The sequence below is a fragment of the Citrobacter sp. Cpo069 genome (assembly GCF_030332785.1).
Classification (GTDB): domain Bacteria; phylum Pseudomonadota; class Gammaproteobacteria; order Enterobacterales; family Enterobacteriaceae; genus Citrobacter; species Citrobacter portucalensis.
In genome coordinates this window covers 19,748-45,813 of record NZ_JAOWHD010000028.1, presented here as the reverse complement: position 1 = coordinate 45,813, position 26,066 = coordinate 19,748, and the positions used below count along the sequence as shown (strand labels likewise).

Sequence of the window (26,066 nt, the reverse complement as noted above, 5' to 3'; positions counted from 1 at the left end):
GGTTGCCGCAACCACGCCGTATGCAAGAACATGATTGCGGCCGACTGGCGAACGTTCGATAGTGCGAGTATTGAATGATTGCCAGTCACGGCGGATTGTACTTAAGCAATATGACGGTTCAAGGTGTTTAATCTGAAACCAGCCACATATCAGCCTCTTCAAACATTTCCTGAACAGCACGGCTTATCTGTTCTTTCTCATGCTTGCTGGCGTCAGTATTGATCGCCGGCAGTGTCATCATCGGTTTAACCCTGACATCAGCGTCGGGGAAAATCCGGTGAACCCTCTTAGTTAACTCGCCCAGAATGATATCTTTTGCACCGGGCAGACCATCAAAATTCCTTTTGTCATAAACGAGTTCCACGAACATTGCTCATTGCCTCTTTACTGGATGGATATACAGTATTTATACTGTGTTTTTATCCGGTATTCAAGAGAGGGCGTAATGATGCCACGACGCAGCGATATTGAAATAGCCTGGTATGCTTCGATACATCAGGAACCAAATGGCCGGAAGACCGTCACCACTCAGCGGTTTGTCCAGGAACTGAGTAAGGTTAACTGGAACTGGACGATGAAGCAGGCCAACGAATGGATCGAGTGGTATGTGACAACATTCCGCGATATATCAACGCAGGAAGGCGAGAACCGTACCTTCCAGCTGTTCAATCCAAACGGAGGACTCTAGCCATGGGCTTTCCTTCACCTGCGGCAGATTACGTTGAAACAAGGATCTCTCTCGACCAGCAGCTAATCAGTCAGCCCGCAGCGACTTATTTCATGCGGGCATCGCGTTCACATTTCAGGGAAGGGATAATTCAGGGGGCGCTGCTTGTTGTTGATGCGTCACTTTCTCCCTGTGATGGCTCGCTGCTGATATGCGCGATAGACGGGGAATTCAGGATCAAGCGATATCGGACTCATCCTCAGCCCCACCTGGTTAATCTGGAGAACGGGAGAAGGGAGGCGCTGCCAGCAGATGATGACGGTTACAATTCCTCACACGCAATATTTGGAGTTATCACGTACATCATTAATGATGCCAGGAACGCGGAATTTGATGACTGCCCGGTGATGTGAATAGTTGAAACTTTACGATAAAGTCGATGTTTTGAGTCGGGGTTTTTCCCCGATTATTCCCCGTTGCTTCCCCGTTCAGAAAACAGGCATAAAAAACCAGCCGTAACAGGCTGGTTCTTCGAGGATTTTTGGTCGCACGAGAGGATTTGAACCTCCGACCCCCGACACCCCATGTCGGCTACTCTAAGCCGTAGTATTTTTTTAAGGCTAACGTGGCCACTTCTGTAACGACGGCAATTCCTATTCCCATTGCACCATTCGCTGCTTTTCCAACGACATTAGCAAGCCAGTTACTTACGGATTGCCCATAATTTCCGTTTCTGGGTGCAATTGGACCATCTGAAGTAATCGCTATTTCTAAATCTCGGACATCATCTTGAGAGAATCCTTGTTCCGTTAAATATTTTTTTAACGACTCAAGATCATTCTTTGAAATGTTATTTGTAACCGAGATATTATTCTCATTACCAAAATTAATAACTGTATTATCACCAAAAATAGAGTTATGAAATAGCGATGCGGTATCAATATTTTTAAGCTTTTCCATCATTGATTTTTCTCCAGGAATTTCATCAACATGATCTGAAAGCTCAAGGGTAAAGTCCAATAACCTTGATCTAACTTGTGTTAAAATTGATACAAAATTATGTAGTGCGATTTCTTTATAGCACCGAGTCATTTCATACCCCCGTTCGATACTTTTACAGTATTTTAAGTATGCAATATCTAAGGGGATTGGCTGCTGAAGTGTATGGTTATCGCCTGCATTCAGCACTAAGTTTTCTACTTGGCTTATGGATAACCGGACTTCACTTTGAGTTGCATCCTCATAGTCATCGTCTTCAAGATAACCGATCGGCAATGGGAAGGCATTATAGTGGCGAACCCCGTTGTTGAGATCCGCTAGTATTCTGGTGGATACGATTCTGTAGTCAGGAAGTTGAGCATTATCTGGATAGCCATTGATCTCATAATTGACCCACGCAGCAAGCTCTTTTTTGCCTATTGAAAAAAGAAGGATCTTAGTTTTCAGAAGAGCGTTTGTTACGCCTTCGTTTCCTGAACTGAGTATCTGTATGATTTCTTCAAGCTGATTCATGGTCGTTACTCCCATAAAAAAGCCCGCGTAAGCGGGCTTTCATGTCACTCGGGAGCCGCGGCTCCTTTGCGTATCCTTTTTTGTCCCCTCACCGTCTGGTCGGTGTCCTGCTGAGACTGCTAACTTCCTGTTTTTGTTAGTGCTGTCCTAGCACTGTCCAATCATGATTGGTGGAGCTGGCGGGAGTTGAACCCGCGTCCGAAATTCCTACATCCTCGGCACTACATGCTTAGTCAGTCTTTACATTCGCCTGGCACCTGCGGACAGACACGCCACTACCAGACTAGCCTGATTAGTTTTAACGCTTCAACCCCAGGCAGGGCCTCCACGCGATCTCTTTTGGGTTTGACCTCTCTTTGATCCCCGTCTTAAGAGCGGAAGCTAGGGAGAGAGGGCTCAGAGCAGGTTATTAAGCTGCTAAAGCGTAGTTTTCGTCGTTTGCGACTATTTTTTTGCGGCTTTTTACGAGGCCAACCGCCCCTCGGCATGCACCTTGGGTTTCGCGAATCCCGTCGAATCCAGAATCAGCCCCAATGTGTTAGAGCAAGTATAACAGACTTGTGACACGCGTGACCAGCCCCCGCAACCCCTAATCCTCAAGGATTTAGCGCTCGCGCAGCGCTTCTTTTGCGCGATTAAACGGTTTGATTAAATAGTCGACGATGGTTTTTTCACCTGTTTTTATATCCACTGTGGCAATCATGCCCGGTACGATGGAGAAATGGCGTCCCAGTTTGTTCTGTAAGAAGTCCTGATGGGTGCGGATAAACACGCGGTAATAGAAGATTTCCGGTTTCACTTTGTCCTGAATGGTGTCCGGGGAGATGGTTTCGACTACGCCTTCCAGCCCGCCGTAAATGGCGTAGTCATAGGCGGTTATCTTCACCAGCGCCCGCTGGCCGGGATGGATGAAAGCGATATCACGCGGTGACAGTCGGGTTTCTATTAGTAGATGATCGTCCAGCGGCACAATCTCCATCATCTCGCCGTTGGGCGGGATAACGCCGCCGATGGTGGTGACCTGGATGTTTTTCACAATACCGCGCATCGGCGCGCGTACGGTCAGGCGGGTGACGGAATCCTCGCGTCCTTTTAAAATCGCCGCCAGCATATCCACTTCGGCGTTGGCCTTTGACAGCGCTTCCCGCGCCTGCACGAAATATTGTGAGCGCAGGTCGGTGATTTTTAATCCCAGATCGCTTTTTTGTCGTTGCAGGCGCAGCACTTCTACGTGGCTGGCGGCACCGCTTTTCTCCAGCCGTTGGGTGATGGCCAGTTCTTTATTTACTGAGACCAGTGCATCTTGCAGTTCTGCCATTGAATCCGCAAGCTGCGCGCGGCGGCTTTTATACAGGCGAGTTTCGGAGGCGATGAGATCCGGCCAGGCGCGCAGTGAATCGGGAAAGACCAGCGGCAGATCGTTAACTTCGGCATTAAGCCTTGCGCTGGAAGCCAGTGAGGCGCGATAACGGGCGGCGCTCTCCCCAACATTGGACTCAGAACGGGTGGGGTCGAGGCGGGCGACTATTTGATTGGCCTGCACTTTATCTCCCTCGCGTACCGTAAGCTCGGCGAGAATGCCGCCATCCAGCGACTGTAAGATCTGCTCTCGCGAGCTGGGGATCACTTTTCCACTGCCGGTTGAGACTTCATCCAGCTTGCCGAAATATGCCCAGATACCCAGGACGGCAAACAGCAGGGTGCTGAGCAGAATAATACGGCTGGCCCCGGAAAAACGGTGCTCGCGGCGGATATCGAGGTCGTCCATGGCGGCATCATGCGGATTGGTTTTCATTTTTCCACTCCCGACCGTGAGTTGGGGCGGGTGCCCGGCTCACATTTAATGCCTGCGCTTTCGGGGCATCCATAACCAGTTGGCCTTCTTTTAATACCACCACGCGTTCGACCAGCTCCAGAACCGGTACGCGATGAGTGGCGACAATCAATGTGCGGTTGCCCAGCCACTGGTTCAGGCGCTGAATAAACTCCCGCTCGGTATGTTCATCCAGCGAGGCGCTGGGTTCGTCGAGCAGCACGATATTGGGCGATCGCAGCAGCATTCTTGCCAGCAGGATCGACTGCCGTTGTCCACCGGACAAACCGTTGCCGCCCTCCATAATGGGATGCGCCAGCCCTTTGGCGAGCTGTTTAACGAAAGCTGCCGCGCCGCTGACCTCCAGCGCTTCGAAGATCTGCGCGTCGCTGGCATGCGGTGCGCCGAGGGTCAGGTTCTCGCGCAGGGTGCCGAAAAACAGCCGCGCGTTCTGGCTAAGAAAACCGATGTTACGGCGTAAATCAGCCATATCGATCTGCGCCAGACTCAGGTTGTCGAGCCGGACATCGCCCTGGATAATCTCCACACCGCCCGCCATGGCTTGCAGCAGGGTTGATTTCCCGGCACCGTTACGCCCGAGGATTGCCACGCGCTCGCCGGGCATGACCTCCAGGCGCGAGATGCGCAGCGGAACGCGCTGATCGTCGCTGTGGTAGCGAAAGTGTGCGTTCTCAAACAGATAATGACCGTGAAAAATCTCCTGATGCACCCGGTCTTCGTCGTACTGCGTTTCGGTGGGAAGCTGCATGATGCTGTCTAACCCCATCTTCGCAGCCTTGACCTGTTGCCAGCGGGCCAGCACGCCGCACAGATTAGCCATTGGGGCAATCATTCTGGAACCGAGCATCGAGGCGGCTACCACGGCCCCGGTGGTCATCGTGCCTTCAATGACCATCGGCGCGCCGAACATAATGATGGCGGCGTAGACCAGGCTTTGTACCGACATGCCCCAGCCAATCAGCCCCTGAGTCAGCCTGCGCGTGCGCAGCCCGGACTCTCCGGTAATGCGGATGTAGCTGTTCCACTGCTGTAAAAAGCGGTTTTCCGCCTGCATCAGCTTGATGTCTTCCAGCCCCTGAACGCTCTCGACCAGGACCGCGTTGCGCAGGGTGGATTCATGGGCAGCCTGGTTGGCGAGCACCGCCAGCTTTTTCTGTAACAGCAAACCGGGCAGGATCATCAGCAGGGCCGCGACGGGAGCTATCCATGCCAGCGGCGGGGCGATAAAAGCCAGCACCACGATAAACAAAAAGAAAAACGGCAGATCGACAATGGTCGACATGGTTGAGGAGGTGATCATCTCGCGAACCTGTTCCAGCTCGCGCAGTTGAGAAATGAAGCTCCCCGTCGAGCGGGGGACGGCGCTGTTGCGCAGGCGCAATGCATGGCTGAACACGCGATCGGAAATGCGCATATCGGCACGTTTTCCGAGCAGGTCCATTATGTGGGTACGCGCTTCGCGCAGCAAAAAGCCAAACAGCACTGCCACCAGAACGCCAGTGGAGAGAACATACAGCGTTGGATAAGACTGGGCGGGGATCACCCGGTCATAAACCTGCATAGAAAAGATAATCCCGGCGAGCGACAGAACGTTAATCAGAAAGGCGGCAATCATGACCGGCAGATAAGGACTAATGTCTTTTAACACCAGTTCGCGCATCCAGTCGGGCTTGAAGCGCGAAATATAGCGGTCTACCCGACTGTCCTTCAGCGCCGACAGCGGGCGTAGCGCGGTAATACTCACGATCTCCGGCAGAAGCTCTGCGACCGTGAGCCGGTTACGCTGGCCCTCTTCGGCGATGATAAACACATCCAGTGCATCTTCGCCGTTGAAATGTTCTATCACCATTAGCTGGCCGTCGCGCAGTTCCGCCACCACCGGCAGACGCCACTGACCGAATACCTGCGTGGCGGTATCCAGCGCATGAAATGACAGTCCCGCCTGACGCGCCAGTTGCGACAGGGCCGTTGCCCGGCTTTTTCCCGCAAACCACGGGGCGTTGGCCTGGATTGCGCCGGGAGAACAGGCCACGCGATAGTGATTGGCAATATGCGTCATCGCCTGCGCCCACTGGCTAAGAGCGTGTTCGCTAATCGCATCTTTTGCATGTGAATCGAGGTCGCTCATAGCTTGATCTCCACCGATTGAATGCTGCGATTATTTAAGGCGAACGCCTGGCGAAGCGAGCCAGTGTTATAGAGGCAGTTCAGCTGGAGCTGGCGCAGCTGGTTTTGAGTCTGGAGTTCGGCAAAACGGGCCTGATACACCTCTTGCTCGGCGTTAAGCACGTCGAGCAGCGGGCGCGAACCGAGGTCCAGATACTGCTGTTGATAAAGCTCGCGCGTTTGTTCACTCAGTCGCTGCTGGCGGCGCAGAATCTGCAGGGCGGTGGCGAGGCTAATTGCCTGGCTGCGGGACTCCAGTAATTTTTGTCGTACTTCGAGTCGGGTGCGCTGGATGGAGTATTGTGCAGACTCTACCGCATGGCTGGCGGCGTTGCGCCTGGCGGTGAGTCCGCCCCCCTGATACAGCGGCATCTCAACTTTTACCCACGTGGAGTACTGGGTTTTGTCGAGCACCTCATGGCTGGGGTATTTGTCGTTGAGATAATGCTGAACCGACGGTTCCAAAGAGATGGTGGGCGTCATCTGCGCGTTGGCGTAATCGAGATTTGCCTGTGCCACATTCGCTTGTGCCCAGGCCGCCAGTACCGCGGGAACCAGTTTATCTTCCGGTTTGACCACATCGCAGCTGCTGTCCAGTTTGGCCGGGAATTCGTTGCTGATGCCGTTAAGTGAGTTCCAGCCGAGGTAACTCATCAATGTGGCCTTACTGCTGTCGAGATTGGCCTGATACTGCGCCAGCTGAGAACGTGCAGACTCGATACGCGCATCGGTTTGTACCACGTCGGACAGCGAGGTTGCCCCTTCATCATTGCGTTGTCGGGTCAGTCGACCAATGTCGTTTAAGGCGGTGAGCTGTTCTTCGGCGGCGTCCACCATTTGCTGCCACGTCTGCACCTGGACTATCGCGTTGGCGGTTGCGTGGGCGATGGTATCAATACTGAGTAACACATTCGCCTGCTGTTGTGCGGCTCCGGCGGTCTCGGCGCGGACCTGGCTTGCCACTTTGCCGAAGTCGTACAGCATTTGTGACACCGAAATAACCAGCGCCGGGCTAAAGCCGTGGTCGGTATAGGTATTGCTGTAACCGTTATTCATTCCGGCAGAAACCTGCGGGTAATATTTCGATTTCGCCACGTCGATCTGTTCGTTTTGCGAAAGCAGTTTGCCGATCGATTCACGAATAGAAGGATGCCAGCTCACGGCACGACTTACCGCGTCGTTGAGCATCAGGTTGCCGGGTGCGGCAGCGCTCAGCGGCAGATCGGCAACCGCGCCGTCCAGCGAGGGAAGCATCTGGCTGGTGGCCAGTCCTTCCGGCGTAATAATTTGCGGTTCATCTTCGGCATTCACCCGCAGGGTACAGAGCGTTAATGCCAGAAGTAATGCAACAGGCGCGACATTTCTCATAGTTTATCCCTTACAAAATACGGCAGCGACGACTGTTATTGCCCCGGACGTCATGGCATCCGGGGCTGTAGTTATGGCGCTTTAACGCATTGCGTTAACGTCAGGGCACGATGTGATTTTGTTGCACCAGCTCATCGAGCGTGGTGTGTACGTTCTCCAGCGTTATGAGATTGGTTGAGTGATATGTGTTGCCCGTACCGTCGCGGTCGATGGCAATCACCGTGTTGTTACCGCTGGTGGTTACGGTGAGGTAGTTGCCGAGCGTAGCGTTCTGCCCGTTCCAGCCCACCAGCAGGTCGCCGATATCGATTTTGTCACCCTGGGCCAGTGAGAAGTTGGTCCAGGTGTCGGTAGCACCATTGCTAATGTTGCCGCCGGTAGCGTCGTTGGCGTTGAGCAGGTGATAAATCAGCGTATCGCCGTAGGCGCTGCCAGTCAGGCGATCGGCATCGACGGTACTCACCACTTGCGGATTCATATTGATGGTCAGCGTAGCGGTATCGGTATGGCCATTCTGGTCGTTAAGGGTGTAGGTAAATGTCTCTTTGGTGACGATGGTGGAGAGCGAGACATCGCTGTTGAGGGCATAGGTGTAATGACCATCAATGCCAATGGTCAGTTTGCCGTACAACCCGTTAATGATGGCGCTGGTCGTGCTACTCAGCGGATCAAGCGTGACGGTACTGCCGCCCGTGCCGTTCACCGTCAGCAAGGTATGCACGCTGGCAATATGGTCTCCGTCATAAATATTGCCGGTGACACTGTTCGCTGTGGAAGTCTCGAAGTTTTGCAGGTCGATTATCGTACCTTTCACGCTGGGGGTGATGGTGATATTCCCCAGCCCCAGCCCCCCGACGCTTCCGGTATAGTCGAGGCGATAGTTGCCGGGGTGCAGTACGATCCCGCTCAAGGCTATATCGATATTGCCACCAACCAGCAATCCGCCATTGAAAGAGTTACCGGCAATCTTGATGTTGTTGCTGTCATACAGCGCCCAGGTGACGGTCAGCCCGCCCAGCGTCAGACCTGACGCGACGTTAAAATGCAGTATGGCGTTTTGCACCGCCGTTCCCGTAGCGATTTCAATGACGCCAGTACCACTTTTTGAGGTGGGTGAAAGGAGTTGGGCACTCCAGCTGGCGTTCCCGACGCTGTCGTCGGTAAACGACCGGGAAGTATCCGCCTGGGTACTAACCGCCATCGTGCTGCTGACGTCATTTACTGCATCCAGCGCCTGTGGGGTTGGTTTGATATTCAGCGATGCACTGCCGGTATCGCCGTTTGGCGCTTTGACCTTATACACGAAACTGTCCGGCGTATTGATACCGTCTGCGCCCAGTCCGCTTCTCAGCGTGTAGGTGTAGTTCCCTTTCGCATCAATAGTCAGCGTGCCGTACTGCCCGTTAATGGTGGTTGTACCCGTTCCGTTTACGGTGACACCGTTAACTTCGGTGATAACGGTATTGGCCGGAGCCGAGTCGTTGACCAGCAGGTTTCCATTGGTTGTCGCACTCAGGCTGTCGACGGCGTAGGTGTGATCGGCCTGGATATTCAGGGTATAGCTGGTCAGCAGCGTCAGACCGCCGGAGGCGTTAAGCAGGAACAGATAGTCACCGCCAGGCAGGGTGATGGTGTAATCCGTTGAGCTACCTCCTAGCAGCGCCGTGACCCAGTTGGGCTTCACGCGGAACTGCTCATACTGCTGAATGGATTCGTTGAAGCGATAAACATAGAGATCAAAACCGCCAACCGTGACGCCGAGAACGCTGGCCTTGACGGTCAGCGTGCGGGTTACGCCATCATCCACATTAAATTTGATCGGATTGGTTAAACCGTTAACCAGACTGACATCCAGCACATTACCCAGTCCGACGTTGGCGAGGGTGAAGCCGGTTTGCTGTGATGTGCCATGATCAACCGCAATGACCTGCGTCCCGTAAGTCAGCGCAGCCACATCGTCTGCCGCGGTTACCGTACTGGTGGTGGGCGCCTGACCGAGCGTTACCACCAGTTTTGCCGAGGAGTGATCGCTGCCATGCGTCAGCGTGTAGGTGAAACTTTCGGAACGGCCATACACCGAGATTGACGTATTGGTCAGGGTATAGGTGTAACTACCGTTCTGATTGATATGCAGGATGCCGTATTTCCCCTGCACATCAATGCCGCCCGACGGGATGTTCACGACGTTGCCGTTACCGTCGGTGATGGCGGTAACCAGCGTGCCGGAAGGGGCATTATCCTGCCCGTTGGCGGGATCGATATCGGTGATGATATTGCCAGACTCGGTAGTACCGCCGGTGATGGTTCCTGCGCTAGCTTTTACCACAGAGACATCAAGGCTGGTGTATGCTCCGGTCGCCAGCAGGTTGGTGTTGTAGCTGACCACGCGGTAATCACCACCAGTCAGTCCGCTGTAATTGAGCGTTACGCCTGAGGCGCCCAGAGTGAGGAGGCTGGCAAAGTCTGGTTTTCCGGTATCCACCACCGTCACCCAGGCATTCAGCGCGGTGTCAAAGCGCTGGATGACGACTTCAAGTGTGTTTAACAGCGACAGCACTACGCCGGTCGCTGCGGCATTGATTGTAATGGATCCGCTGCCGCCAGAAGCGATGCTGAAATTCACGCTTGCCGTATCGTTCCCCAGCACGTTGGCGACATTTCCCAGCGCATTGACCAACAGGAAACCATAATCGCTTTGATGCTCGGTGCTGACGGTGACATCGGTTTGTAGCGGCAGGCTGGTGACATTGTCTTCAGCCAGCAGCGGCAATACTGGTGCGAGAGCGTTTGTCGGCGATGAGGTATTTCCCGCCGCATCGGTCGCCGTGGCGGACAGCGACTGCCCTTCAATCTGGCGAACCGGCAGGTTGACGCTGTAGACATCGCTGCTGTTGGCGATTGCCGTCACGCTGGTGCCGCCGGGCAGAGAAATGGTGACCGTGCTTCCCGCTTCGGCGACGCCGCTGACGGTACCGCCATCGGCGCTGATCAGGAGCGTTGGCGCGGTCGGTGGCGTGGTGTCCACGATCACGCTGAACGAACCGGACAACCCACTTGCGCCGTTGGCGTTGGTTGCCGTGGCGGTAAACGCATGGTTACCTTCGCTGAGTGCACCGGATGGGGTAAAGCTCCAGATCCCGTTACTGTCTGCGGTCGTGAAGCCCATTAGCACGCCGTTGTTGTACAGATTGATGACGGCGTTAGCCTGCGCCGTTCCGCTGAGCGTTGGCAGGGTGTCATTGGTGGTTTTACCGGGAGCGACGGGTCCCATGATAGTGCCGACGTCATCGAGCACGCTGGCAATAACAGGCGCAGGCGGTACGCCGGTAAACGGTGCCAGCACGTTACCCGCCGTACCGATGTTGCCTGCGGCATCCTGTGCGCTGACCAGCAGAGTTTGCCCACTGATTTGCGGTGGGTTCAGAGTGAAGGTGAAATTACCGGAGGCGTTGGCGGTTGCCGTGCCGAGCACCGTTCCGCCGCTGGAGGTAATAATGACCGTGCTGTTTGGTTCGGCAACGCCGGTGAGCGCGGTGCCGTTGGCGTTTACCGCCAGCCCGGTTGGGATACCCGGGGCAACGGTATCGACCACGATCGCTGCCGCAGACGATATGCCACTGGTATTACCCGCACTGTCCGTTGCAGTGATGGTAAACGAGTGGGTACCTTGTGCCAACGCGGTAGTAGGGGTGTAGCTCCAGTTGCCGCTGCCGTCCGCCGTTACGCTGGTGACAAAGCTGCCGTTATCATAAATATCAACTCGCGCGTTGGCTTCCGTGATGCCGTTTAACGTTGGGCGCGCGTCGTTGGTCGGCTGATTGCTGCCAATCGGCCCGGTGTTTGGCCCAATATCGTCAATAATGCTGCTGATTGAAGGCTGCGTCGGCGCCGTGGTGTCAACCACCACGCTAAAGCCTGCCGTCGCGCCGCTGGTGTTGCCCGCCGCATCAGTGGCGGTGACTGTGAAGGTGTGAGATCCATTAGCCAGCGGTGTGGTTGGGGTAAACGACCAACTGTTATTGCTTTGCACCAGCGCGGTACCCAACAGGGTGCTTCCGTCATAGATGCTGATGGTGCTGCCTGCCTCGGCGGTGCCGTTCAGCGTCGGGCGTGCATCGTTGGTCAGCTGTCCGTTGCTGAGCGCTGCATTGAACACGCCGCCTGCGATATCATCCACCACAGAGACCAGCAGCGGGATGGATGGTGCAATGGTGTCGACATTAATCGTAAACCCACCTGAGACAGGACTCACGTTCCCGGCGGCGTCGGTGGCGATGGCGGTAAACACATGCTGACCGTTGCCAAGTGTGGTGGTCAGATATTCCCAGGTGCCGTCTATCGTTGCAGTCACCGTTGCCAGCAGCGTGCCATTATCGTAGATGGCTACCCGGGCACCGGCTTCCGCTGAACCGCTGAGTACGGGACGGGTGTCGTTGGTAAAGGCTCCGTTCGATAGCGTTCCGGTTCCCGGCTGCACGTCATCAAACGCCTGGATAATCGTTGGCGCAAGCGGGGCGACGGTATCAACAACGATGTTAAATCCCGCAGATGTCGGGCTGACGTTTCCGGCCGCGTCGGTGGCTGTTACCGTCAGCGCGTGGTTACCGTTGCCAAGTTGGGTTCCCGGTGTGAAGGTCCAGGCGCCCGTACCATCCGCTGTGGTAAAGCCGATAAACGATCCGTTATCGTAAATTCTCACCGTGGAATTGGCTTCAGCCGTACCGCTAAGCGTCGGGAGTGGATCGTTCGTGGCCTGACCGTTGTTCAGATTACCGATCAGCGGGCCGACATCATCCGCAACCTGAGTAATCACTGGTGCTGTCGGTGCCAGAGTATCGACGGTGTAGGTAAAGCCACCAGAAGGCAGACTGGTATTGCCTGCGCTATCTGTAGCCGTGACGGTCAGAGTATGCTGGCCGTTACCCAATGCCGCGGAGGGCGTAAAACTCCAGCTTCCGCCTGCGCCGACGATGGTGGTGCCAATCGGCTGACCATCGCTCAGCACGGTAATGGTCGCGCCAATTTCACCGGTACCGCTGAGCGCCGGGCGACTTTCGTTGCTGATTTGCCCGTTGGAGATTGGCCCGGTTGTCGGCGCGGTATTGTCCTGAACGGTCAGAATTACCGGTGCAGACGGGGCAATTGAATCCACCAGTACCGTGAACGAAGAGGAGGCTCCGCCTGTGTTTCCCGCCTGATCTGTGGCAACGACGGTGAAATTATGTTGCCCCTGTCCCAGCGGAGCATCCGGAGTGAAGCTCCAGTTACCTGACTCGTCCACCTGAGTTGTACCTATTTCAGCGCCGTTATCACGGATCGTGATGATGGCACCAATCTCACCTTTGCCGTTCAGGGTAGGCTGAGCATCGTTTGTAAGCTGTCCGTTGGTCAGCGCGGTATTGCCGGGCTGATCGTCAATTACTGAGGTAATGCTCGGTGCGGCTGGCGCCAGCGTGTCGACGACGACCACAAATGGTGGCGTTGTCGGGCTAATGTTACCCGCGTTATCTGTAACACTGGCAGTCAGCGAGTGGCTTCCTTCTCCGAGAGCTGGGGCAGGCGTAAAGCTCCAGTTGCCATTTTCGTCGCTGGTGGTTGTGCCGATTACCGTGCCATTATCGCGGATGGTAACAACCGAATCCGCCTCGGTAACGCCAGCAAGCGTTGGGGTATTATCATTGGTCAACTGCCCTGAGGTCAGGGGCTGGATCGTACCAACGTTGTCCGTGACCGTCACAATAGATGGCGCATTCGGTACCAGGGTATCGACAATGATCCGGAAATCACTGGATGGATCTCCCTGGTTGCCAGCGGCGTCCGTTGCGCGGGCGGTAAAGAGATGATCGCCTTCTCCCAGCGGTGCTGTCGGGGTAAAGCTCCAGAATCCGTTACTGTTTACGGTCGTTGTGGCATAAGCGATACCGTTATCGTAGAGGGTAATGGTTGCCCCGGGTTCGCCAGTTCCGTTGAGCGTCGGACGTGAATCATTTGTAATTTGCCCTTTATCCAACGATCCAGTGCCGGGGGCAACATCGTCGATAATGCTGGTGATCGTTGGCGCTTGCGGTGCCGTCGTGTCGATGGTGATAGCGTAGTTGGGTGACTGACCGCTGGGTATGCCACCGACGGTTTGCGACACAGTGAAGTTATAAGTTGCACCGTTAGTTAGTGGGGCGGGTAACTGATAACTCCATGCGCCAGAGACGGCATCGGCGGTTACCGTGATGGGGGGCGTTCCGCCATCTATATAAATTTTAACAGTCGCCCCGGCAGTGGCCGTCCCTTGCAGCAGCGGTAAGGTGTCGTTGGTGGTTTTACCGTTGCCAATCACCCCCATGATGGGCGCAATGTCATCAACGATCTCAAGCGTTGGGGGATGCGGAACGCTGGAGGTAGCAGCGTTAAACGTTGTCGGGTCGCTTTGATTTCCGGCGGTATCCTGAGCGATGGCGTTGAGCGCCTGGCCGGCTGTTTGTGCCGGTGAAATTGTGACAGAGAAATTACCTGAACCGTCTGCCACCCCCTGGCCGAGAATGGTGCTACCGCTGCGAATGATGACGGTACTGCCTGCATCGGCGGTGCCGCTAACCAGCGTCCCGTTAGTGTCTTCATTGGTAACCGTTGGTGTTGCAGGTGGCAGGGTATCGACAAACAACGTCAGCGGGTTATCTGCTGCCAGTGAGTTACCTGCGTTATCTACGGCGCCGAAAGTCAGTGTGTGAGTGACGTTGGGCGTGAGGGGAACATCCACACTCCAGATGCCGTTTGCGGCAACGGTAGCCGTCGCAATGGCGATGGGATTGTTGCCATCGTAAATTAACACCGTACTGCCCGGTGTGCCGGTCCCGCTAATGGTTGGCGTTGTATCGTCCGTGACGCTGCCGCTGGTTAGCGAACCGGTAAAGACGCCAACGTTATCCTGGATATCCGTTACCTGCGGCAGTGTCAGCTTCGTGCTGTTAACCGTAAACGAAATGCTGTTTGAATTGTTGCTGACGTTACCTGCGGGGTCTGTTGCGGTAGCGCTTAATGTGTAGTTCCCGTTTGCTAGTGCAGTCCCGGGAGTAATACTCCAGGTGCCGCCAGCCACCGTTGCAGTACCGATCACCGTACCGCCGTTATACAGAGTGATGATGTCTCCATTGACACCTGTACCACGAATGGTTGGCGTGGTGTCATCGGTCACGGCGTTGGGTGCAAGGTCACCCATGATATCGCCGACGTTATCATTGGCGGCGATAATCACCGGCGGCGCAGACGGCGTCGTGTCGATGTTCAGTGTTATAGCTGTTGATGGCTGGCTGACGTTGCCTGCAGGATCGGTTGCGGTGAGGGTTACCTGGTAAGTACCTGGAGTAACCGGTGCTGGCGGAGTAAAGCTCCAGGTTCCGTCTGCACCTACTGTTGTCGTTCCCTGCAAAGGGGGAGTGCCGTTCAGATAAACGGTAATCAAATCTCCGACGTTCCCCGTGCCGCTAAAGGTTGGCGTGGTATCGTTGGTGTTGCCGTTAGTGACCACACCTGTTACTGGAGCGACATCGTCGGTAATGATTGGCGCGGCTGGTTGTGCGGGAGGTGTGTTGTCTACCGTCAAGGTAAAGCTGGCCGATAGGATCCCCGTGTTGCCTGCAACGTCAGTCGCTGTAGCGGTGAACTTATGCGGCCCGTCGGCGAGTGAGGTTGGGGTAAATGTCCAGGTGCCGTCTGGCTGTACGGTGACGGTACCAATGGAACCGCCATTATCATAAATCGTAATCTTCGCGCCGGGCTCGCCGGTTCCGGAGAGTTCGGGATTCAAGCTCTTGGTACTGCTGCCGTTACTCAGCGTTTGTAGATTTGTGCCAATCAGACCTTCTGCGGAGCTGATAACCGGGGCTGCTGGTGGGGTGGTATCAATCGTTAGCGTAAAGGTCCCGGCATTGCTGGCGTTGCCTGCAACGTCCGTGGCAATAGCGGATAAATTGTGTGTGCCTTCACTGAGCGGTTGGTCGAGTTGAATACTCCAGGTGCCTCCGGGCAAAACAGTCGTGCTTCCAATTGGCGTAGCTCCATCATAAAGAGTGATCTTAGAACCGTCTGTTCCGGTTCCTTTCAGCTCTGGCAAGGTATCGTTTGAACGGCTTCCGGTAGGCAGATCGATCGGTGCATTCCCAACGTCGTCGGTAGCAGCCAAAATGACAGGAGCGCCTGGCGGTTGGGTATCTACGGTAACGCTGACCACTGTGGGTGAGGTGATGACATTACCGGCGGCATCAGTTGCCGATACCGTAAACTGATGGGTGCGATCGCTGAGCACCTGATTCCCCGGAACGGTATAACTCCAGGTACCCGAGCTGTCGACAAGAATAACCGTCAATAACTGAATGCCATCGTACAGGTTTACCAGTGAACCTGGCTCACCGGTACCCGAGATGGTTGGCGTATTGTCGTTGGTGACCCAACCGTTATTTGCAACGCTGCCCGTAATGCTGCCAACGTCATCGTTAACCAACGTTATCACTGGAACAGTTGGCGCAATGGTATCGACAATTATTTTCCAGCTTGCCGCGCTACTGGTGTTATTCGCGGCGTCTGTGGCGGTCACCGTGAAGATGTGAGCACCCTCGCTCAGCGCCGAGGCTGGCGTATAGTTCCAGTTACCGTTGATATCTGCGACAACGGTCATCAGCAGGGTGCCGTTATCGTAAATTTTGACCTGAGAACCTGCTTCGGCGGTGCCTTCCAGTTTAGGTTTGCTGTCGTTAGTGACGTCGCCGTTATTGAGAGGGCCCTGGTACATGGGCTGGTCATCCGTCACGGCGGTGATGATGGGCGTTCCAGGGGCGGTAATATCCGGAGCCACCGCAGAAGTTGGCTGACTCTCGTTATTGCTGCTGTCCGTTGCGGTAACTTTTACTGTTTCGCCGTTCATTTTTGACGGCGTAATCGACACCGTGAAGTTGCCGCCGCTGTCTGCCTGGCCTGTGCCGATCTGATTACCATTGCTGTCTTTTACAGTGACGGTGCTTCCCGCTTCAGCATGTCCGCTTACAGAACCACCGTCCCCGGCGACGGTGACGCCGGTTGGCGCGTCAGGCGCCGTGGTATCCGGGGCGGTAATCGCGCTGTTGCCGCTGGTATTGCCAGCCGCATCCGTCGCGTTGGCGACAAGATGTTCTCCGTTGGTCTGCGGCGGAACCAGCGTGGCGGTGAATTCTCCGTTCGAACCAGCGGTTGCTGTTCCAATTATCGCGCCACCAGGATCCAGAATATGTACCTTACTGTTGGGTTCCGCCATGCCGGTAACCTGATCGCCTGTAGGATTAATCACCAGATTAGCTGGCGGCAGCGGGGCCGTGATGTCTGGCGCGAGCGCGGTTTCCGGTAGGCTTGGGTTCACGGCGGGATCGGTGGCGATAGCGGTAATGGTTTCACCATTGGTCTGAGGCGGGTTAATGGTGATGGTAAATGAGCCATCCGTTCCGGCGACGCCGCTGCCGATCTGAAGACCGTTATTATTATTTATGGTCACGGTACTTCCTGGTTCGGCTGTACCGGTGACGACAGAGCCGTCGGCAGATACGTTCAGATCGTCCGGCGCTGACGGTGGCTGAGTATCGATAGTGATATTGAATGCCGCTGACGTTCCTCCCGTGCCCAGGTGGTTGGTCGCCGTGGCGGTGAAGGAGTATGAGTCGTCCTGCAAGTTGGTGTTGGAGGTCCAGGTCCAGTTGCCGCTGGAATCGGCAAGCACGCTTACAACAAGCGCGCCGTTGTTATAAATGTTAACCGTGCTGTTGGCGTCTGCGGTACCCGAGATCGTAGGCGTTGGGTCGTTGGTGGCCTGATTATTGTTCAATGGCCCAGTTGAGGGGGTAACATCATCCACAATGCTGATGATAACAGGTACGCCCGGGTAGCCAGAGTTGGTGGCATTGAAGGACGTGTCTGGCCCGACGTTGCCTGCCAGGTCCTGAATCTTCGCGATCAGCGCTTCACCGTGCGTCTGTGAAGGTGAAATCGCGATGACGAAATTGCCGGTTTGATCAACGGTAGTTGACCCCAAAACCTGATTATTACTACCGATGATAATGACCTGGCTTCCTACCTCAGCACTACCGGTTACCTCGGTGCCTTGCAGGTTTACGGAGGAAATGACCGCGCCTTCAGGCGGGGTGGTATCAACGGTGAATGTCGGTACACTCGTTTCCGCGCTCACGTTACCCGCATCGTCAGTTTGTGTCAGCGTCAGATTATGAACACCGTCGCTAAGCGGCGTGTCAGGTGTAAACGTCCAGTTACCATTGTCATCCACCTGAACCATGCCAATCAGAATGCCATTATCAGAAATGCTGATGTAAGAGCCCGCTTCACCAGTGCCTGTGAGTGTTGGGGTGGCATCGTCGGTTACACCGTTATTACCTATCAAGCCTTTAATGGAACCTGAATCGTCAGTTACTTCTGTGACCACAGGGGCGTCGGGGGCAAGCGTATCGACAATAATCTCCCAACTGTCCGACATGTCGCTGCTGCCCGTACCGTCTGATGCACTGACGGTAAACTTGTGGGTACCGTCTGCGAGTGGAGAGGATGGCGTAAACGACCAGTTGCCGTTGGCATCGATAGTGACCTGGCCTATTTCGACGCCGTTATCAAAAATATGCAATGTGGCATTTGCGGGGCCGGTGCCCTGAAGAGTGGGCGTATTGTCGTTGGTGGATTCCAGCTGATTAACAGGGCCAGTAATCAGCTCCTGGTTATCGATTACGCTGGTGATAACGGGTACGTCAGGCATGTTAGGGGTTGTTGTTGGCGGTGAACCACCATCCCCATTACCACCGTTGCCATTTCCGCCATTTCCGCCATTTCCGCCATTTCCGCCATTTCCTCCATTACCGTTGCCGGCATTATTATCACTCCCGCCGCCACCGCCGCCGCCACCTCCACCACCCGCCGCGAGGCCAATTCCGCCTGCTACCGCGATCCCACCAAGAACCCACGGCCAGACGGCGCCGCCTTCATGGCTTCCCTCAGCAGTCATTAGCGGAGTGAGATCGTCCAGATGCTGGAAATGGAATGCCCCATCAGTATCCTGAACCCACCACAGCGCGCCATTACTGTCTTCCAGAACAAGCTGGTTTTGCGCATCACCTTTTCCGACGTAAAAATTTTTAATGGTGATGGTTTCACCTGAACGGAGTGTGACAACCAGATCCTGATTAACGCGAGTCAACTGGCTGACCTCCTCACGCGAAACGGACAGTTTCACAATAGAAGGCGAACTGAGCGTAACTTCAGAGGATTCAACATTTGTGGAAACGCCAGTTAATTTTGATACAACGGCGAGTAGACGCATATGTTCACTCCTGATGGCATGTCGGGAGTATTAATCCGCAACAGCGCGCTGGGAAAATGAGCAGACAGGGGCCCCGTTCACCATAAAGATGAATTTACACATGTAATTACATTGATTAGGTCATGCAGAGGTTCATTTACTTATCAAATACGTTCGGGCCCTGTTAGCTGAATAGTTCTTTCGTATTAGATGATATAGTCAGAAAGAATGTATTCTGCAACTTATCCATATTAAAAATATATTTAGCTAATTGAAAAGTATACTTTCCGGTGTGTATTTAATGATTTGTTTTTGGTTAACCTGTTGTATTTAAAGATTTTGTATTTTAATTGAAATGAGGGTTGATATAATAAACAACAGTAATAATAGTGTTATTAAATAAGTTTGAATATAGGTGACATGGTCTTGAAGTTTTATTTTATTAGACTATGGGGCGCTACGGTGATGCCAGGGGAGTTTATTTCATACCTGAACGATTCAGCACAAATAAACCATAAACCTGATGAATGTATTGAGTGGGTTTCAATAACTAAAAAATAAGAACCAGTCTCAGGATGAGAGACTGGTCACAGGAGAATAGCGTTTAGCGACCAGCATTTTTCATAATACGCGCTTTATCTAACTGCCATTCGCGTTCTTTCACATCGGAGCGCTTGTCGTGCTGTTTCTTACCTTTCGCGACGCCAATTTTCACTTTGCACCAGGCATTTTTCCAGTACAGTGAAAGCGCAACAACGGTATAACCGTCACGATTCATTCGACCATACAGGGAGTCGAGCTCACGTTGGTTTAACAACAGCTTACGGGTACGGGTGGGATCACATACCACATGCGTTGAGGCAACAGCCATCGGCGTGAAGTTGGCGCCAAACAGGAACGCTTCGCCGTCTTTAAGGATGACGTAGCTGTCGCCGATGTTAGCTTTACCCGCGCGCAGGGATTTGACTTCCCAGCCTTGCAGAGCGAGTCCTGCTTCGAACTCTTCTTCAATAAAGTATTCGTGTCGTGCGCGCTTGTTAAGCGCGATTGTGGCTGAGCCAGGTTTGTGTGCTTTTTTCTTCGTCATAATGCCGCTCAGTATAGGTAATCTGGAATCGAAAAACACCCCATTTCATCCAGCGGGGCGCAAGGCGCTATCTTAGCACGAGTTAGGCTATAGCGTTTTTTTTAGCGGGGGATAAATGGTATTATTTGTGTGATTGATATTGATGGAAATTGTTATGCCTCAGATTAGCCGGACCGCTTTAGTACCTTACAGTGCGGAACAGATGTATCAGCTAGTGAATGATGTTAAATCCTATCCCCAGTTTTTACCGGGATGCACCGGTAGCCGTGTGCTGGAGTCGACTCCGGAACAGATGACCGCAGCGGTGGATGTCTCGAAAGCAGGGATTAGCAAAACGTTCACCACGCGCAATCAATTGACCAGTAACCAGAGCATCCTGATGCATCTGGTCGACGGACCGTTCAAGAAACTCATTGGCGGATGGAAGTTTACGCCACTGAGTCATGAAGCGTGCCGCATTGAATTTCATCTCGATTTTGAGTTTACCAATAAGTTAATCGAGCTGGCATTTGGTCGTATCTTTAAAGAGCTGGCTTCGAACATGGTGCAGGCCTTCACGGTCCGCGCGAAAGAGGTTTACAGTGTCAGCGTCAGCTAAAATTGTTGTTGAAGTGGCGTATGCGCTACCCGAGAAACAGTATCTACAGCGTGTGACGCTGCAACAGGGCGCTACGGTGGAAGAGGCTATCCGCGCTTCCGGGCTGCTGGAATTACGTACCGATATCGATCTCAGCAAAAATAAAGTGGGCATTTACAGCCGTCCGGTAAAGCTTGCTGATGTTCTCCAGGACGGTGATAGGGTGGAAATTTACCGGCCACTGATTGCCGATCCGAAAGAGCTGCGCAGACAGCGAGCAGAGAAATCTGCTAAAAAATAGCAGACAATAAAAAAGGTGCTCATTGAGCACCTTTTTTTGATCTGTTAATCCTACTTGTTGTCGGTCAAAGCAGGTTTGTTATCAATGTTCGTCAAAATGCCGCTGCTGTTAAAGGTCAGCGTCAGTGTTTGCTGGGTTACGCCTTCATGACCAGGTTGCTGACGGAACACATAAAACCAGGTGTTAGTGCCAAAAGGATCGGACATCATTGGTGTACCCAGAGCATAAGCAACCTGCTGTTGCGTCATACCCGTGCGCACTTTGGCGACATCGGTAGGTGTCAGATAATTTCCCTGGTTGATGTCAGGGCGGTAAACCACTCGCTCCAGAGTGGAACAGCCTGCAGTCAACATCAGTAGTACTGCTGCAGCAGCAGTCAGCGTTTTACAGCGCATAGTGATTTGATTCCTTTTCGGGCCCGAGCAGTACGCGGCTCATATGTAATATGCCGATGATAATAGACCTTTCACCACTTTAAAACCTTTTGCTGTCGGGTCGGTCGGCGATTTTATGTTGAACTCAGACCTTAACAAGGTAAAAAAGTTTATGCCGCCAGCAGTTCTTTTGCATTTGCGAGGGTATTGCGCGTCACTTCGCTACCGCCAAGCAGGCGGGCTAATTCCTGCAGGCGAGCGCGTTTATCAAGCGGCTGCATGTGTGTTTCGGTCATCGCGCCATCCGTTTCTTTGCTGACGTAGAAGTGTTGATGACCACAGCCAGCAACCTGCGGCAAGTGAGTAACGCACATTACCTGAGTTGACTCGCCCAACTGACGCAGCATTTTTCCCACTACCGCAGCAGTCGGGCCGCTGATACCGACATCCACTTCATCGAAAATCAGCGCCGGTGTTTCCATTTTGCGTGCGGTAATAACCTGAATAGCCAGTGCAATGCGCGACAGTTCCCCACCGGAAGCGACTTTCGCAATCGGCTGCAACGGCTGGCCTGGGTTAGTGGTCACTTTAAACTCTACGCGATCGGCACCGTCTGCGCTCAGATGATGTTCCTCAAATTTTACATCAATGCAAAAGACACCGTGCGGCATTGAGAGAGTATGCATGCTCTCTGTAATCAGTTGTCCCAGCTCCTGAGCATAATGCTGGCGCTGTTTGTGCAGCATTTTTGCCGTTTCCAGAGCCTGCTGGTGGTGATTGTTCACCGCCAGGGTTAAGGTTTCGAGCGAGTCGGCCTGATCGTCTAACTGCTGTTGTTCATCCAGCAATGACTGATAGAACTGTGGCAGCGCTTCAGGGGCAACATGATGCTTGCGGGCCAATGAGATTTGTTTGGAAATACGCTGTTCAAGTTCGAACAAACGGTTAGGGTCCAAATCCAGACGATCGCAATAGTGGCGCAGCTCGTCGCTGGCTTCGCTGAGTTGGATCGTGGCCTCTTCCAGCATATCCAGGATACCGGAAAGTCTGCCGTCCATGCCTGCCAGTTCAGTGACCAGCTGCTTTGCAGTGTACAGCTGGCTTTGCAGGTTGATGTCTTCGCCATCCGCCAGGATAGCCAGCGCCTGTTGGCTGGTGGTGAGCAATTGCCCGCTGTTAGCCAGACGCTTGTACTCTTCATCAATTTGCTCAAATTCACCCGGCTGCGGGTTGAATTCGTTCAGTTCTTTTAACTGGTATTGCAACAGTTCCGCCCGGGCTGCACGCTCCTGACTCTGTTGTTGATGATGCGCCAGGTCACGGCAGCTTTGGTGCCACAGCTGGTAGCGCGCAGCCATTTCTTGAGTCAGGGACGCTTCATTGGCGTAACCATCCAGCAGAGACTTTTGGTGTTCTGATTTTGTCAGGAGCTGATGCGCATGCTGACCGTGGATTTGAATAAGCAACTGGCCCAGCTCGCGCAGCTGTGACAACGGTACGGCAGTGCCGTTAATGAAGCCGCGTGAACGTCCATCGCTGCTGATAACACGACGCAGCAAACATTCACGGCCTTCCTCAAGCTGGTTTTCTTCCAGCCAGCGCAGAGCCGCGGGGGTGTCTTTTAAGGCGAATCGCGCGCAGAGGTCGGCTCGCGTGGCGCCTGCACGTACCATGTCGGCGTCTGCGCGTCCGCCCAGGCACAAACCGAGAGCATCAATGGCAATGGACTTACCCGCACCAGTTTCACCGGTAATAACGGTCATTCCGTTCTGGAAATCGATCTCAAGTTCACGAACGATAGCAAAATTGCTGATGGTCAGTTGTGCCAACATAGCTGTTTTCCTGTATGAAAAACCATAACTGTAATTACATACAGTATAAACTGGTTTTTTATACAGTAAAGAGGTTGGCGTTAAATTAGAATAATTTTTTTGACCAGCCTAGTTTAGTGCTTAATGTGTTGAAATAGCTGTAATCTTTTGGGTGTATCAGGTTCAGATGATAATCACAGCGGCGAATTAATACGTCTTCACCTTCCTGTATAGGCAGGGCGATCTGGCTGTCGCAACTGATTTCCAGATCGTTACGGCGATGAGAGAAGCGCAGGCGAATGGTGCTGCTACTGTTGATCACCAGCGGTCGTGCGGAAAGTGTATGCGGGAACATCGGGACCAGCGTAATAGCATCCAGCGAAGGCGTCAGGATCGGACCTCCGGCAGAGAGCGAATAGGCGGTAGAGCCGGTCGGTGTGGAAATAATCAAGCCGTCCGAACGCTGGGAGAAGGCAAAAATTTCATCGATATAGACTTCAAATTCAATCATGTGCGCCACTTTTCCGGGGTGCAACACAACTTCATTGATCGCAGTGCTAATACGCTTTTGGCAATCCTGTTGGCACACCTGGGCTTCAAGTAAAAAGCGCTTTTCGCTGATGTAGTGGCCTTCCAGCACGTCAGCTAACTGTTGTTGAGCATTGTCTGGGTCAAGGTCGGTCAGAAAACCAAGATTACCGCGGTTAATGCCAATAACCTTGATGTCATAACGTGCCAGGGTGCGTGCGGCGCCCAGCATATTGCCGTCGCCGCCGACTACCACGGCGAGGTCTGCCTGCTGGCCAATCTCTGCGAGCGTACCGGTTTTCACATTTTTCAGCTGCAGCTCGTGGGCGATTTGTTGCTCAACGATAACCTCATAACCTTTGGCGCACAGCCAACGGTAGAGCATTTCATGTGTGGTCAGTGCAGTGGGGTGACGTGGATGCCCCACAATGCCAATACACTTGAAATGTTTGTTCATTTTCTCGAGGTCCTTGTAACGAAGATTAGTGACAATGTGAGTACTTCCCTTGAATCCCTGAATCTGATCCCCATAATAAGCCAAGTTAGCGAGATGAATGCGAAAAAAACGCGGAGAAATTCATGAGTAGTAAAGAACAGAAAACGCCTGAGGGGCAAGCCCCGGAAGAAATTATCATGGATCAGCACGAAGAAGTTGAGGCGGTTGAACCAGACGCTTCTGCTGAGCAGGTGGATCCGCGCGATGAAAAAATTGCGAATCTGGAAGCTCAGCTTGCTGAAGCCGAAACGCGCGAACGCGACAGCGTGTTGCGTATCAAAGCGGAAATGGAAAACCTGCGTCGTCGTACCGAACTGGACGTAGAAAAAGCGCATAAGTTTGCACTGGAAAAATTCGTCAACGAACTGCTGCCGGTGCTGGATAGCCTGGACCGTGCGCTGGAAGTTGCGGACAAAGGCAATGACGCTATGGCGGCTATGGTCGAAGGTATTGAGCTGACCCGTAAGTCAATGCTGGATGTCGTGGCGAAGTTTGGCGTACAGGTGGTTGCAGATATCGACGTGCCGATGGACCCGAACGTGCACCAGGCGATTGCAATGGTAGAGTCTGACGACGTTGCTGCCGGTAATGTGCTGATGGTTATGCAGAAAGGCTATACCCTGAACGGACGTACCATCCGTGCGGCGATGGTCTCTGTGGCGAAAGCCAAAGGCTAATTAGCCTCAGACCGGGTAATGCTGATGCGCTACCCGGTCTGGATTACTCTCACTGGTCCGATACGCTTTCCCGCAGCGGTTTAACGGGCAACACCTGCACCTGTTTAATCATATTATCCTGCACGTCGAGAATATCGATATCGTACTGCCCAATACGCACACGTGTGCCGGCAACCGGGATCTCTTCCAGCGCTTCAAGAATAATACCGTTCACGGTACGTGCGTCATCTTCCGGCAGGTGCCAGTTAAACGCCTTATTGATTTCACGAACGTTGGCGCTACCGTCAATGATCACCGAACCGTCATTCTGCGGCGTGACTTCTTCGGCAAGCGTGGGTGACATTGAGGTCGTGAAGTCACCAACAATCTCTTCCAGAATATCCTCGACCGTAACCAGTCCTTGAATATCGCCATATTCATTAACGACCAGGCCCACTTTCTTCTTATTGCGCTGAAATTTAATGAGCTGGGTGCTGAGTGGTGTGCCTTCCGGAACGTAATAAATTTCGTCGGCGGCGCGTAACATGGTCTCTTTGGTGAACTCTTTTTTCTCGGCCATCAATCGCCAGGCTTCACGTACGCGCAGCATACTGATGGCATCGTCGAGCGAGTCGCGATACAGCACAATACGACCGTGCGGGGAGTGCGAAAGCTGACGCACGATTGATTTCCAGTCATCGTTAATATCAATGCCGATGATTTCATTACGCGGGATCATGATGTCATCGACGCTGACTTTTTCCAGGTCCAGCACTGACAACAGCATATCCTGGTTACGGCGTGAGATTTGCGAGCGCGATTCATTCACCAGCGTTCGCAGTTCATCTTTACTCAGCGAACCGCTCACTACGATATCCGTTTTGATGCCCATCATGCGCATCAGAAGCCGCGTAATGGTGTTGAGTAGCCATACTAACGGCATCATCAGAATCTGCAGCGGAGCCAGCAGGACGCTGCTCGGATAGGCAACTTTTTCCGGATATAGCGCGGCAATCGTCTTTGGCAGCACTTCGGCAAAAACCAGCACCACAAACGTCAGTACCCCGGTGGCAATGGCGACGCCAGCATCGCCATACAGGCGCATACCGACAATGGTGCCGAGTGCGGAGGCCAGAATATTCACCAGATTATTACCGATGAGCACCAGGCTTATCAGGCGATCCGGCTTGCGAAGTAACTTTTCAACCCGTTTTGCCTGGCGATTTCCCTGTTTGGCCCGATGGCGTAGGCGGTAGCGATTCAGGGTCATCATTCCGGTTTCAGAACCGGAAAAATAGGCGGAAATGACCACCATGATGAGGAGCGTGATAATGAGCGTGGTGGTGGAGATGTGTTCCACGTAGGGTTCCTTAAA

At 53.5% G+C, this 26,066-nt stretch carries 15 protein-coding genes, 1 other RNA gene and 1 pseudogene; 4 read left to right on the top strand and 13 right to left on the bottom strand.

Going from position 1 to position 26,066, the window contains the following annotated elements:
- Positions 1 to 127: 127 nt before the first annotated feature.
- Positions 128 to 370, bottom strand: coding sequence for a DinI family protein (locus tag OGY08_RS00980; protein ID WP_047416557.1), 243 nt, complete (start codon positions 368 to 370; stop codon positions 128 to 130).
- Between the two features lie 93 nt (positions 371 to 463).
- Positions 464 to 583, bottom strand: a pseudogene (locus OGY08_RS00975) (hypothetical protein); the annotation flags it as partial.
- Positions 584 to 690: 107 nt separating this feature from the next.
- Between OGY08_RS00975 and OGY08_RS00970 the strand changes: the two are divergent.
- The gene (locus tag OGY08_RS00970) at positions 691 to 1,080 is read left to right on the top strand and encodes a HumD family translesion DNA polymerase (RefSeq protein WP_502873268.1); all 390 of its coding nucleotides are present in this window, start codon (positions 691 to 693) and stop codon (positions 1,078 to 1,080) included.
- A 178-nt stretch (positions 1,081 to 1,258) separates the two neighbouring features.
- Here the strand turns inward: OGY08_RS00970 and OGY08_RS00965 are convergent, their stop codons facing one another.
- The 7 genes from OGY08_RS00965 to smpB all read right to left on the bottom strand — a co-directional run bounded on the left by OGY08_RS00965 (position 1,259) and on the right by smpB (position 19,948).
- Positions 1,259 to 2,179, bottom strand: a complete 921-nt coding sequence (locus OGY08_RS00965; protein ID WP_275383092.1) for an AbiTii domain-containing protein — start codon at positions 2,177 to 2,179, stop codon at positions 1,259 to 1,261.
- A 168-nt stretch (positions 2,180 to 2,347) separates the two neighbouring features.
- Positions 2,348 to 2,711: a transfer-messenger RNA gene (gene ssrA, locus OGY08_RS00960) on the bottom strand.
- 72 nt (positions 2,712 to 2,783) lie between these two features.
- A complete protein-coding gene (locus OGY08_RS00955) occupies positions 2,784 to 3,947 on the bottom strand; it encodes a beta-barrel domain-containing protein (protein ID WP_087050841.1) in 1,164 nt (387 codons plus the stop codon).
- Positions 3,948 to 3,954: 7 nt separating this feature from the next.
- Positions 3,955 to 6,141: a type I secretion system permease/ATPase gene (locus OGY08_RS00950; RefSeq protein ID WP_241176950.1), complete on the bottom strand. Its 2,187-nt coding sequence runs from the start codon at positions 6,139 to 6,141 to the stop codon at positions 3,955 to 3,957.
- The gene (locus OGY08_RS00945) at positions 6,138 to 7,547 is read right to left on the bottom strand and encodes a TolC family outer membrane protein (RefSeq protein ID WP_048225125.1); all 1,410 of its coding nucleotides are present in this window, start codon (positions 7,545 to 7,547) and stop codon (positions 6,138 to 6,140) included. The genes OGY08_RS00950 and OGY08_RS00945 overlap by 4 nt, the downstream gene beginning before the upstream one ends.
- A 100-nt stretch (positions 7,548 to 7,647) precedes the next feature.
- Positions 7,648 to 18,882, bottom strand: a complete 11,235-nt coding sequence (locus OGY08_RS00940; RefSeq protein WP_286565394.1) for a BapA/Bap/LapF family large adhesin — start codon at positions 18,880 to 18,882, stop codon at positions 7,648 to 7,650.
- Positions 18,883 to 19,465: 583 nt separating this feature from the next.
- Entirely contained in the window at positions 19,466 to 19,948 is a 483-nt protein-coding gene (smpB, locus tag OGY08_RS00935; RefSeq protein ID WP_003031211.1) for an SsrA-binding protein SmpB, read from the bottom strand.
- Between the two features lie 154 nt (positions 19,949 to 20,102).
- Here smpB and ratA point away from each other — a divergent pair, with 154 nt between their 5' ends.
- Positions 20,103 to 20,546 (top strand): type II toxin-antitoxin system RatA family toxin, encoded by a 444-nt coding sequence (gene ratA / locus OGY08_RS00930; protein ID WP_204558409.1) that lies wholly within the window; start codon positions 20,103 to 20,105, stop codon positions 20,544 to 20,546.
- Positions 20,530 to 20,826, top strand: coding sequence for an RnfH family protein (locus OGY08_RS00925; protein WP_008785525.1), 297 nt, complete (start codon positions 20,530 to 20,532; stop codon positions 20,824 to 20,826). The genes ratA and OGY08_RS00925 overlap by 17 nt, the downstream gene beginning before the upstream one ends.
- Positions 20,827 to 20,876: 50 nt before the next feature.
- On the opposite strand, the gene bamE is transcribed toward OGY08_RS00925, so the two are convergent.
- The 3 genes from bamE to nadK all read right to left on the bottom strand — a co-directional run bounded on the left by bamE (position 20,877) and on the right by nadK (position 23,996).
- Positions 20,877 to 21,221, bottom strand: a complete 345-nt coding sequence (gene bamE / locus OGY08_RS00920) for an outer membrane protein assembly factor BamE (RefSeq protein ID WP_008785524.1) — start codon at positions 21,219 to 21,221, stop codon at positions 20,877 to 20,879.
- A 149-nt stretch (positions 21,222 to 21,370) separates the two neighbouring features.
- A complete protein-coding gene (gene recN / locus OGY08_RS00915) occupies positions 21,371 to 23,032 on the bottom strand; it encodes a DNA repair protein RecN (RefSeq protein WP_032944610.1) in 1,662 nt (553 codons plus the stop codon).
- Positions 23,033 to 23,117: 85 nt separating this feature from the next.
- Positions 23,118 to 23,996 (bottom strand): NAD(+) kinase, encoded by an 879-nt coding sequence (gene nadK / locus OGY08_RS00910; RefSeq protein WP_032944608.1) that lies wholly within the window; start codon positions 23,994 to 23,996, stop codon positions 23,118 to 23,120.
- A 122-nt stretch (positions 23,997 to 24,118) separates the two neighbouring features.
- Here nadK and grpE point away from each other — a divergent pair, with 122 nt between their 5' ends.
- The gene (grpE, locus tag OGY08_RS00905) at positions 24,119 to 24,712 is read left to right on the top strand and encodes a nucleotide exchange factor GrpE (protein WP_008785521.1); all 594 of its coding nucleotides are present in this window, start codon (positions 24,119 to 24,121) and stop codon (positions 24,710 to 24,712) included.
- A gap of 49 nt (positions 24,713 to 24,761) precedes the next feature.
- On the opposite strand, the gene OGY08_RS00900 is transcribed toward grpE, so the two are convergent.
- Positions 24,762 to 26,051 carry an HlyC/CorC family transporter gene (locus OGY08_RS00900; RefSeq protein WP_008785520.1) on the bottom strand — a complete coding sequence of 430 codons (1,290 nt, stop codon included), beginning with the start codon at positions 26,049 to 26,051 and terminating at the stop codon, positions 24,762 to 24,764.
- Positions 26,052 to 26,066 lie beyond the last annotated feature (15 nt).